Source organism: Halapricum sp. CBA1109 (assembly GCF_009741825.1).
GTDB lineage: Archaea > Halobacteriota > Halobacteria > Halobacteriales > Haloarculaceae > Halapricum.
In genome coordinates this window covers 1-1,708 of record NZ_WPCA01000246.1, presented here as the reverse complement: position 1 = coordinate 1,708, position 1,708 = coordinate 1, and the positions used below count along the sequence as shown (strand labels likewise).

Here is a 1,708-nt window from a genome sequence, read left to right as displayed (position 1 = left end):
AACGCGCGACGATATCGACGACCGGACCGATCAGAGACACTGACCTCACGCGCTACCGGTCGCTGACAGCGACGGTGATGCCCGGGTCGCTCCGGGGCACCGACGCGCCGGTCCGCGCACGCCTCCGGCTCCGACGCGACGAGCGCTCCGCCCGCGGTTCGCCGACCGGCTTCCCCACGGGTCACCGCGGGCGCGGCGAGGGCGGGTGACCCCTCCCACGAGCGTACCTCGCGGGCGTTTCACGCCCCGCAGGGACAGCCGATCCGACTCTACTGGGACCTCCGCGGCGCGGACGAGGCGCTCCTCGACAGCGTGACGGCGCTCGACGTCGTCTTCGAACGCGCCGACCGACCGGCCAGCGAGGGGCCGTACGGCCGCGGCGCGAGCGGCGTCGAGGGCCCCGTCTACGTCGACTCGGTGTTCTGTTCTGACTCCCCCGACGTCGTCGCCGCGGCCCGACTCCAGTCACACTGGCAGCAACTGGAGGCGGGCTACGGCGCCCACGAACGGACGGTCACCGAACGCAAGACCGACAGCGCGGAGTCCGGCGTCGTCCGCTTCGGCGACGACACGACTGTTCCGTTCGGGCTCACGATGCACGATGACGGTAGCCATACCTTCACCCTCGACGGCGAGGAGTACGAGTTCGTCGACGGGATGGCGGCCGTCGAGCGCCGCTGAGTCTGGGAAAAGTCCGTCGCGGTTTTAGTTGGTCGCTTCGCCGACGACGAGCGTGTCGTCCTCGAGGTAGTGGTCGATGTGGTGGGCGTCTTCCTCGACTTCGACGAGAATCTCACGAAGGAGCTGTGCCGTCGCGTGGTCGCCGAGGTTCGTCGCCAGTTCGACGTGGTCCCGCAGGCTCTCGATGATGTCGCCGTAGATGTCTAGATCGTTCTCCAGAGAGGTCCGGATGTCGTAGACGTCCTCGCCCTCGGGTTCGACCGGCGCGTGCTCCTCGAGTCGCTTGCCGTTTGCGATGGGCGTTCCGCCGATGGCCTGTAGCCGCTCGGCGAGTTCGTCGGCCGCCTCCTCGGCGTTGCCGGCCGCGTCGCCGAGGAAGACGTGGATGTCGTTGAACTCCGCGCCCTCGACGTTCCAGTGGTGTTTCTTCAGTTGGTGGTACAGCACGTACGTCGCCGCGAGGTCCGTGTTGAGGGCCTCGACGACCTGTTCCGCTTTGGCCGTCTCCAGCCGGAGTTCGTTGTCCTCTACTGTGCCGGCTTCCTGACGGACCGTCTTCTGTGTACTCATTGCACTCTTCGGTACTCGCGCCAGGGTCTTAAAGATTCAGGTACGAGAATATTTCTTCGCGAATCCAAAATATATTCTCACACTAACTGCCCCAGTATTCGGGTATTACATAAGAACGGTGTGACTACGGCCGTCGGCGTCACCGATTTCAGTCGCCGGCGACAAGCGGTGGTCGTGCAGACGAACGTCCTCGGCGAGGAACTGCAAGCTTGTAGCACCGACCCGGAGACTGGCTATCTCCGCGACGGCCACTGCAGTGCCGTCGACGGTGACCGCGGCCGCCACCACCTGTGTGCGGTCGTCACCGACGAGTTTCTGCGTTACAGCAAACAGCGCGGCAACGACCTGATCACGCCCCGTCCGGAAGTTGACTTCCCCGGCCTCGAACCCGGCGACCGGTGGTGTCTCTGTGTCGACCGGTGGGTCGAAGCGCTGGACGCCGGCGCGCGCCGCCGGT

4 protein-coding genes are annotated in these 1,708 nt (G+C 66.0%); 3 read left to right on the top strand and 1 reads right to left on the bottom strand.

Annotated features, from left to right (window positions below):
* Nucleotides 1-209: hypothetical protein (locus GJ629_RS16575; protein ID WP_197428684.1), on the top strand; the 209-nt coding region annotated here is incomplete at its 5' end.
* A 103-nt stretch (nucleotides 210-312) separates the two neighbouring features.
* Nucleotides 313-681: a hypothetical protein gene (locus GJ629_RS15685; RefSeq protein ID WP_157513838.1), complete on the top strand. Its 369-nt coding sequence runs from the start codon at nucleotides 313-315 to the stop codon at nucleotides 679-681.
* Nucleotides 682-705: 24 nt separating this feature from the next.
* Here GJ629_RS15685 and dpsA read toward each other — a convergent pair whose 3' ends face one another.
* Nucleotides 706-1,251 (bottom strand): DNA starvation/stationary phase protection protein DpsA, encoded by a 546-nt coding sequence (gene dpsA, locus GJ629_RS15680; RefSeq protein ID WP_157513837.1) that lies wholly within the window; start codon nucleotides 1,249-1,251, stop codon nucleotides 706-708.
* A gap of 168 nt (nucleotides 1,252-1,419) precedes the next feature.
* Between dpsA and GJ629_RS17380 the strand changes: the two genes are divergently transcribed.
* Nucleotides 1,420-1,708: DUF2237 family protein (locus GJ629_RS17380; RefSeq protein ID WP_370515940.1), on the top strand; the 289-nt coding region annotated here is incomplete at its 3' end.

Bases quoted from the DNA above. Each gene is read 5' to 3' on its own strand.
- dpsA (WP_157513837.1), bottom strand. From the start codon at position 1,251: ATGAGTACACAGAAGACGGTCCGTCAGGAAGCCGGCACAGTAGAGGAC.